Source organism: Stenotrophomonas sp. STEN018, from assembly GCF_056760235.1.
The window spans coordinates 21,122-30,827 of the sequence record NZ_JBRREK010000049.1 but is presented as its reverse complement, the minus strand read 5'-3'; the positions used below and the strand labels follow the sequence as shown (position 1 = coordinate 30,827).

The 9,706-nt window shown below is 61.4% G+C and carries 6 protein-coding genes; all 6 read right to left on the bottom strand.

The window, feature by feature from the left end; genetic code table 11:
- Window positions 1-497: 497 nt before the first annotated feature.
- The gene (locus tag ACVOMB_RS16685; protein WP_481532203.1) at window positions 498-1,628 is read right to left on the bottom strand and encodes a YkvI family membrane protein; all 1,131 of its coding nucleotides are present in this window, start codon (window positions 1,626-1,628) and stop codon (window positions 498-500) included.
- A 165-nt stretch (window positions 1,629-1,793) separates the two neighbouring features.
- A complete protein-coding gene (locus ACVOMB_RS16680) occupies window positions 1,794-3,998 on the bottom strand; it encodes a TonB-dependent receptor (protein WP_481532202.1) in 2,205 nt (734 codons plus the stop codon).
- A 265-nt stretch (window positions 3,999-4,263) separates the two neighbouring features.
- Window positions 4,264-5,274 (bottom strand): dipeptide epimerase, encoded by a 1,011-nt coding sequence (locus tag ACVOMB_RS16675; protein ID WP_481532201.1) that lies wholly within the window; start codon window positions 5,272-5,274, stop codon window positions 4,264-4,266.
- Window positions 5,274-7,250 carry a serine hydrolase domain-containing protein gene (locus ACVOMB_RS16670; protein WP_481532200.1) on the bottom strand — a complete coding sequence of 659 codons (1,977 nt, stop codon included), beginning with the start codon at window positions 7,248-7,250 and terminating at the stop codon, window positions 5,274-5,276. The genes ACVOMB_RS16675 and ACVOMB_RS16670 overlap by 1 nt, the downstream gene beginning before the upstream one ends.
- A gap of 106 nt (window positions 7,251-7,356) precedes the next feature.
- Window positions 7,357-8,655: a metal-dependent hydrolase family protein gene (locus tag ACVOMB_RS16665; RefSeq protein WP_481532199.1), complete on the bottom strand. Its 1,299-nt coding sequence runs from the start codon at window positions 8,653-8,655 to the stop codon at window positions 7,357-7,359.
- Between the two features lie 28 nt (window positions 8,656-8,683).
- Entirely contained in the window at window positions 8,684-9,697 is a 1,014-nt protein-coding gene (locus ACVOMB_RS16660; RefSeq protein WP_481532198.1) for a dipeptide epimerase, read from the bottom strand.
- Between the last annotated feature and the right edge of the window lie 9 nt (window positions 9,698-9,706).

Genomic DNA, 9,706 nt, shown 5'->3' with positions numbered 1-9,706 from the left:
TTGCGTCGGCCTTGTTGTTCGGCGTCGCCAAAGGTTAGTTGCATGGGTCGATCAAGCTCTCAAATCGCGGATTGCAGTCTGGCAGCTTCGGGGGAGTTGTTCAGAGCTTCCCTAGGGGCGGCTTTTTTTGTCTGATGGAAAGCATTTGGGAAGAGAACCCCAGGGGGTTCTGTCCCCGCCGCGGCAGCTGGGACGGCCCAACAGCCAGAAGGGTGAGGCACAGGCCCCTACTCACCACCAGTTCCCCAGGAGGTAGTGGCTTCGGTCAAGCAGTTACGGTGCTATCCGACTAAAGGACCTGACACACCCGATCTACAGGTCAATGCAGGCAAAAGGCCATCCGAAGGGGTGACCTTATCGTTTTCGGTGCGAAGCCATGGAGGGCAAACACTGCTTACTCCTGATCAGCGCAAAACCTCAGCCGGTCCTCGCCACCTGGACACACGTTCCAACCATGCAAACGCTGGCCGTTGCCCGCAGGGACACAAAAGCTGTCCTTACCCACCCGCCCCCTCAGCCAAATCCGCACTGACGTACTGCGGACGCCGCCACAGCAGCCACACGCCCCAGGTCAGCAACGGCAGCACATAGATCACCAGGAACAACCAGGTCAGCGTGCCGTAGCCTTTTTCGATCAGCTCGATCAGGCCGACGGCGGTGGCGGCGTACACCGCGAGCAGCATCACGGTTATCGCTATCGCCGGGCGCAATGCCTGCGGCATTGGCTGTTTGCGCTCCTCATAGGACTTGGCCACGCGCTCATTGATTGCGTGCAGCAGTGCCACGCCGGTATCCACCAGGGTCAGCATCACCGCGATCTGGAATGCCCATTCGAACCAGGGTGCATGCAGCTTGGCCAGCAGGAACGCTGAAGGCAGCGCCTCGGCGCCGATCTCATGGTAGTAACCCATCATCGCGATATAGAACACCACGCCCGGCAACATCCCCAACGGGCCAGCAAGCGCACCGGCGATAAGTGCCTCACGGCGGAGCGTCAGGTGGCGAATGCAGAACAGCACTGCCGGGATGGTGGCGACGTTGTATCCGGCATAACTGACGCCCGCCTTGAACCAACTGCCGTCGCCGGTTGCAGTCGCGAAGTTGGCCTCGATGCGGTCACCGAACGCAATAACGCTCCACACCACGAAGATGATGTAGACCAGATACAGGTAGCCCACCGACATGGTGAGGAACTTCTCGATCACCGTGCTGCTGAAAACCAGCATCGCACCGGTGGCGGCGATCATGCCCAGCGAACCGACCAGTTTCGGCAGACCGAACAGACTATGGGCGATCTCGCCCGCAGCCGCGCCCATGACCGCCATGATGATGATGATCAGCAGGAAATAGCCGATCTCAAACAGGAACCAGCCTCGCCCGAGCAGCACTTTGAAGAATGATCGGTAGTCGTAGGCACGTGCGACCCGGGCCAGCTCGAAGCTGACCATCAGCACTGCGCTCCACACCAGCATGCTGATCAGCATCGCCAGCAGGCCGCCCCAAGGGCCGGCCGGCATGAAGAACTCCACCAACTCACGCCCGGTGGCATAGCCACCGGCAATCACCGCCGCCTGGAACACAAAGCCTGGCAGCAGGTAGCGCTGGAACCATGAGGACGCGGTACTCATGGCACACCCATGCATAGGTCAGTTCCAGCGCCGAGGCATGTGGACAACGCCAACATCAACTTCATATCAGAATCCTTCGAGAGCCATCACTTCGGATAGGGCGCCTACCGAAGCAGGCGCCTGTGTTCTGTGCACAAAGCGCTACGACATGTGATCGGAAGCCGATCAGAACCGGTAGTCGAACGACACACCGACTGTACGTGGTTGCATCATCACACCATTCCAGCGGGTCAACCTCGCGGAGGCATACATGGTGCGGCCAGCGGCGGCGTAGATGACTTCGTTGGTGACGTTGGTGACGAAGAAACGGAACGTCGAATTCTCGTTGCTCAGTTCCGCGGTGAGGTCCAGCGAGGTGTAGCTGGGCAGCTCGACCGACAAAGCAGGTGCCACCGACGCCTCGCGTTCACCGTAGTAGCGCAGCGCGCCACCCACGTTCCAGCCCCAGCCACCGTGTATCGGGAACTGGTAGTTGGCTTGCAGGCTGCCGGCCCATTCCGGCACCTGCGGCAACGGATCGCCGGCTTTGGCCTGGCCCGGGAATGGCGAGGTCAGCTTGGCATCGGTGTAAGTCATGCTGCCACTCAGGCGCAGATTATCGATTGGCATCACCGTGCCGGTGAATTCCACGCCCTCGCTGCGCGCGGTGCCGCCGTTGACGCCATAGGCAATGCCGCGTGCGGTGGTCAGGCTCAGGCGGATGTCCTCCCAATCGATCCGGAATGCCGCCACTTCCAATAGCGCACGGCGATCCCAAAGATGGGTCTTCAGGCCGATTTCGTAATTGGTCAGGGTGTCCGAATTCACCTGCGACGGCACCTCGGGCGAGCCGACCACCACCGGATTGGGGCCGCCGGCACGGTAGCCGGTCGCCACGCGCAGGTAGGCCATGCTGTCCTTGCCGAAGAACAGGCGTGGACTGGCGCTCCAGGTGGTCACGCCTTCCGAGGAATGGGTGGTCCTTTGCACACCATCGCCGCCCAGCGGACCGCCGAGGGTCTGCTTGAACTCCTGGTCGTTCTCCGCGCGACGTACGCCCAGCGAAAGATCGAACTTGTCAGTGAACTTCCACGTGGCGTTCCCGAACAACGCCTTCTCACGATAGGTACTCAGCACCGAGGCAGTGAACAGGCTCATCAGGGGATTGCCCGCGGGATTCAGCGCGGCCCCGTCCTCGACATACTTAGAATCTTCATCGGTGTAGAAGCCACCCAGCTGCCATTGCAGGCGCCCCTCGCCCTTGGAGGTCAGGCGGAACTCCTGGGTCCACTTGGTCAGGTCGATGTCGGTATCGAGCGTGGCATAGGCCATCACCGGACCCACACCGGGCCTCTGTCCCAGCAGCGGAATGTATTCAGCCGACAGGTCCGTCAGGCGCCAGGCGTTGGACTTCATCCAGCTGCTGGACGAGTTGAAATCAGCCCAACCCAGGTCCCAGTCCACGCTCAGCCCGTAGACGTCGTAATCGATACTGCTCGGCTGCAGCAGGAAGAATTCGTTGGCATAACCAGGTAACTTGGGCTTGAAGGTGACCGGGTCCAGCGCGACCGAGCCGAAATTATCGCCCTTGTTTTTCTGGCTCAGCGCGGTCAACAGCACCTCCACCGTATCGCTTGGCTTCCACGCCAGCGCCAGGCGGCCAGCGTTCTGGCGCACGTCGTTGGTATCACGGCGCCCCACCACCGCGTTGTCGATCCAGCCCGGCGTGGTCTGCTCGGCGTAGCTGACCCGCAGCGCCAACTTGCCCTCAATCAGCGGTGCATTGATTGCCGCGCGACCGGAATGACCGACCCCGCCGCCATCATCGATGACGCTGATGGTGCCGCCGACCCGGCCCTCGAAGTTCTCCAGGTCCGGCCGTTTGGTCACGTATTTCACCACGCCGCCGAGCGCACTGGCGCCGTATAGCGTGCCTTGTGGGCCGCGCAGCACTTCGACGGACTGTACGTCGTAGGGCAGCAGGTCGAACATGCCCGAAGTCGCACCGGACAGCGAACCGTTCGGGGTCAGCGGCACGTCATCGACGTAGATCGAGGTCGAAGCGGTGTTGCCCATCGGCATGATGCCGCGGATCGAAATCATCGAGCGGCCCGGGGAGCCGAGGCTGGACACCTGCAGTCCAGGAATCAGGCCGGCAAGGTTGTTGATGTTGTTGATCTGCAGACGCTCGATCTCTTCTTCACCGACGACGCTGATCGCCATCGGGATCTCGGTCACCACCTCCACACGCTTCTGCGCGGTTGCGGTCACGGTTTCCAGCGTATTCACAGCCTCGCGGCCGGTCTCGGTGGTCGCATCCTGCGCCAGTGCCGTTGCACTACAGGCCAAGGCCAGCACGCCTGCAATGCAGGCCTGCGACAAAACGGACATTCGGGGCGAGCAGTTGTTCATTGTGGTTACGTCTCGGTATCAGAGGAAGAAATCCGCGTAGATAGAGCCGAATACAGTGGGGGGGCGATGCGCGGCCGTTGCGTGTAACGAGGAAACGGCGGGGATGGAACCGTGGAATTGTGACAAACAGTCCAGTTCAGGACACATTAATCCTAATCAGAGAATTGTCAATCCTGTCGGATTGCAGGGGTCCTGCGATGGGCAGGTGCCCTAGTGACCACTACAGAGCCTTCAAAGGGGGGGATCAGGCCGGGATCGCCACTCCGGCACCCCACACCGCTTCGTCACACCAGATCGTGCCCTCGCGATACACGACCCCTGGGGTCCGGTCCTGTTTGAGGAAGGTCGGTCCGTCGAGATCGACCAGGTCACATAGCTGGCCGACCACAAAGCCTGGCGCTGCGCCCAGGCTGCTGCACACCATGCAACCGACCATCACCCCCAGCCCGGCCTCGCGTGCTGCAGCGGCGATCAGCAGCGCTTCGGTCAGTCCTCCGCACTTGTCGAGCTTGATGTTGACGACATCAAAGCGGCCACGCAGTCCGGCGACATCAGCCAGCGTGAGCGCACTTTCATCGGCGGCCAGCGGAATCGGCGAGCGATAGCCATCCAGACTGGCTTCCTGCCCGCGTGCCAGCGGTTGCTCGATCAGCGAAACATCGGCTGCAAGCATCGCCGCAACCAGCGCGTCCAGGTCCCCTATCGAAAAGCCCTGATTCGCATCAACACCCAGCCATACATCACCGCGTGCCGCACGAATGGCACGCACCCGGGCGACATCAAGATCAAGATCGCCGGTGAGCTTGATCTTGATCGAGCGCGCCTGATGCCAGGCTACGGCCTGCTGCGCCATCTTTGCGGGTTCATCTGCGCCAAGCGTGAAAGTGGTGCGCAAAGGCCGCGGCGGGTCGAGGCCGGCGAGCATCCAAACCGGCTTTCCAAATTGCTTCGATTCCAATTCCCACAAGGCGGCATCAACTGCGTTGCGTGCCCCACCCTCAGGCATGACGGATCGCAACTCGTCGCGGGACGGATGGGCCTCGATCGCGGCGCGTGCCAGTTCAAGCGCAGCGAGCATGTGCTCGAGATCGTCGCCCACGTAGTAGACGCCGGTAGCCTCCCCGCGCCCGACATGCGCGCCGTCATCGAGGGTGACGACAACCGCCTCGCGCGAGTCGAACACATGGCCCGAGATCCGGAACGGTGCGGCGAGACGGAGCGTCTCGACCGCTACCTTCATCTTCAGGCGCGACATCAGTAGTTCATCGTCATGGAGATGAGTCCGCTGACCCAGGCCAGATACAACGACACAGCCATCGCGAACACGATCAACAGCGCCCAGATGGATCGCAACCAGCCGCGGCGGTCACGCAGCACAATGCGAAGGTTCCACAGTGCCAGCAGCAGCCCACCCAGCAGAATGATCAAACCGCCAATCTGCAGCGTCCACAGCCACGCATCGTAGGACGGAATGGGCTTGAGCTTGGCGATACTGACCAGCCAAGCCACTACCAAGGCCAGCACAAGACCGGCGCCAACCCGCACACCACGATAGGCGCGCAAGGCACCACGATCGAGCGTCAGTGGCTTTTTGTAGTAGCGGCGTATCAGCGCCGACACCGGCCATTGCAGCAAGGTGATCAGCAGGATCGCGGCACTCAGGTAGAAAGCGGGAACAATCCACGCAGCCGACTTCCCTGCAGGTGCGCGGTCGAAGACCATGAACGGAGAGATCGAGTCCATGCTCCATCGCACTACCTTGCCCCCCTCCACCTTTGCGGCGAGTCGCTCATGTCCGTCGACGTTGTGCCAGACAAAGGGCGCTACCTCAACCCATTTGATCGGCTTGCCATTCAAGTCACGCGCAACCGGCACGACCAGCTCGCCCTTTGCATCGACACTGACCTTCACCTGCTTCAGCAACGCGACTATCGAGAAGAAGTTGGTCTCCGCGCGACGGCTGTTGACCCAAGTCCCAGTCATCATCCGCGAATGCTCAGCCGCGGTCTTGGCATCAACACGGGTGTCAGGCATTGCAGTACCCGGCAGGTAGCGATCGGCAAACTGCTCGAACACGGCCTTGCGCAAGGGACCGGCCGCGCCCTGCTCGCCAGTCGCGTTGAACGACATGTAGATGCCAACATTGTCGTCAACGAACAGATGCAGCGCGGTGTGGAAAAGTTGCGTGTCACCGAGATGCGCGATCACCTGGCGGCCGTTGATGTTGGTTTCAAAGAAACCGAGTTCCATTCGGTTGAGCGGCGGCAGCAGGGTGAGCGGCGTGTCATGCATGATCCGTGCGGTTTCGGGCTTCAATACGCCAGCACCTTGATTCAGGTGGGCAATCATGAACCTCGCCATGTCCGCACCGGTCGAAGAGAGTCCGCCAGCGGGCGATGGCCCGACAATCTCAAACTTGGTGGGTCCTGCCGAAAGTGTGCGGTACCCCACCGCCATATCCGGTTCGAACGCCGCAGGCAGCGGTTGGCGGAAGGTCGAGCGGGTCATGCCGAGCGGCTGGAAGATGTTCTGCTCAACGTAGTAGTCGAACGACTTGCCGGCGACACGCTCCACGATGTAACCCGCCAGCGCGGTGGCGTAGTTGGAATACGAGGGTGTCGATCCCGGCGTGTAAATCCGCTCTGGAACTCCGCTCTTCAGATAGTCTCCCAACGGAACGTGGAACTTCGGGTCCTCGAACATGATCGCCCGGCCATGCTCCTCGAACCCCGCCGTATGGGTCATCAACTGACGCATCGTGGCCGGCTTGCCGTCCTTCAGCGGGATCTTGAAATCGAGATAGGTATTGATATCCGCATCAAGGTCGATCTTGCCGGCTTCCACCAGCTGCATGACCGCCGTCCAGGTGATCAGCTTCGATACCGATCCAGGGCGGAACAGGGTCTTGTCGGGATCGACCCGCTTGCGCTGCGCGTAATCGGCGTAGCCGAAGCCGCGTTGGGTCAGCACCTTGCCATCCTTGACCACGACCACCACCGCGCCGACCAGATCGCCCTTGCCCAGCGCATAGGGCAAAAATCCGTCAAGCCAGTTATCGACGTCCTGCGCAGTCAGCGACGGCAATGTATCTGCAGGCGACTGCGCCTGTGGTTCTCCCGATGCAGGGCTGGGCGCGACAGCGGGCTGGCGCGGTGCAACCGGTTCGGATGCCGCAGTGCTGATCACCAGGATAAACGGCAGTAACGTCAACAACAGCTTTTTTGCCCACATCTCGATTCCCCTGCTTCTATTCCGAAGAATTTCAGTTTGCGAATTCAGAAATCCATCTGGAGAACACAAATCCCCAGACAGAAACGCTGTGCTACCCGGACGACACTTACTCGTTTATCGCCCTCACCACGACGCCGCGCGCCATGACGAAGGCCACCTCCTCAAGGCGGCGTACATCCGTCGTTGGGTCGCCATCGACCGCAACGATGTCGGCCGACTTGCCCGCTGCAAGGCTGCCGATCTCGTTTTCAAGACCCGTATGCGTAGCACCCCAGACAGTCGCCGACCTGATCGCTTCCAACGGGCTGAGCCCGGCCTTCACCATCAGTGCGAACTCGCGCGCATTCTCTCCGTGCGCCGACACCGCCGAATCGGTTCCGAACGCGATATTCACGCCAGCACGGTGCGCTCGGTTCAGGGCATCGATCATCAATGGCCCCAACGCCTGTGCTTTGGCGCGAACCGCAGCTGGCATCCATGCGGCATCCACGGCCTGCCGGGTGACGGTGTCACCGGCCAGCAGTGTTGGCACCAGGTAGCTGCCCTTGGCTTTGAACAAGCGGATCGACTCCGCATCCAGATAGGTACCGTGTTCGACTGAATCAACGCCAGCGCGCAACGCGGCATTGACGCCGTCGGTGCCATGCGCGTGCGAAGCGACCTTGCGGCCAAGCCTGTGTGCGGTCTCGACAATCGCGACCAGCTCCGCATCGCTCATCTGCTGACCTAACCCGGCAGCGGTGTTGGACAACACCCCGCCGGTAGAAGCTGTCTTGATCACGTCGGCGCCTTGTTGCACCGCTACCCGTACCGCACGTGCGCAATCATCGGCACCCGAGCACAAGGTAGGTGAACGAAACACATCGAGAATTTCCTGCCGGTAGCCGTGAACGTCACCGTGCCCGCCGTGTGCAGCAACCGCGCCTGCGGCAATGATCCGCGGCCCGGTCACCTTGCCCGTGGCAACCGCATCGCGCAGCGCATTGATCGCTTGCGGTTCGGAACCAAGATCGACCACGGTGGTGAAGCCGGCACGCACCGTACGCTTGGCAAACACCACGCCATCGAAGGCCTGGTCGGCTGCCGATTTGGTCACTGCATCAAGGCGATTGTTCGGGCCGGATTCAAACGTCAGGTGGACATGGCTGTCGATAAGGCCAGGCATGACGAACTTGTCGCGCAGATCCACGATGTTGCCAACGCCGACAAAGCCGTCGCGGACGGCGGAAATCTTCCCGGCCTCGACGACAAGCGTCTTGTTTGCCTCCACCTTGCCGCTGGCCGGATCGGCCAGCAGCCGCCCGGCATGAATATAGGTGATCGCTGCCGGTGCCGGTGCTTCCTGCGCCACCACGGACTGCGCCAAGGCCATCAGAACCAAACCCGTGACTACTTTATTTTTCATTTCGCTTCTCCCGATGCTGTTGCCACAATCACGCACTTTCGCGGCCCCAGATCGCTTCCGCGCACCACGCATGGCCATTGGCATAGTCGATAGCCGGGCTGCGGTCAGCGGCAAGGAATATCGGACCATCCAGGTCAACGATGTCGCACAGTTGGCCCAGCACGAACGCCGGCGCCATCGCCAAGCTCGAGCCGACCATATTGCCGACCATCACCCCGAGCCCGAGCTCGCGGGCGCGTTTGGCCATCGCCAGCCCTTCGGTCAGGCCACCGCATTTGTCGAGCTTGATGTTGACCACGTTGAACCGGCCTACCAGAGCATCGATGTCGTCCAGAACCAGTACGCTTTCGTCGGCCGCCAACGGGATTGGACATTGATAACCGGCAAGGTCGGCTTCACGGCCGCGCGCCAGTGGCTGCTCCAGCAGCTTTACGTCAGCCGCAACCAGCGCAGCAACCAGGCGATCGAGATCGCCGATCACGAAGCCCTGGTTGGCGTCGACTCCAATCCAGCAGTCAGGCCGCGCTTCCCGCACCGCCTGCACCCGTGCGATGTCCAGATCCAGATTACCGGTGAGCTTCAGCTTCAGCGCCCGCGCCTGCGCGTAGTCGCGTGCGCCCTGCGCCATCACTTCGGGGGCATCAGCACCAAGCGTGAAGGTTGTCAGCAACGGGCGAACTTCGGAAAGCCCCGCAAGCTCCCGAACAGACACGCCGCTGCGCCGCGCCTCGAGTTCCCACAGCGCGGCATCGATCGCATTGCGCGCCCCCCCGGCCGGCAGCAGGGTACGTAGTTGTTCGCGCGTAATGCCCGCAGTCACCGCTGCACGCACACGTTCAATCGCTGCGGCCATCGCAGCAATATCGTCACCAAGATAATAGACGCCTGACGCTTCGCCACGGCCGACATGCAGGCCGTCCGATAGCGTCACCACAACCACTTGCGCCTCGGTAAAGACATGCCCGGATATACGGAAAGGCTTGGCTAACGGGAAGTACTCAACCGCAAGATCGAGCGAAATAGGAGTATGAACAGTCATCATGAGTTGTCC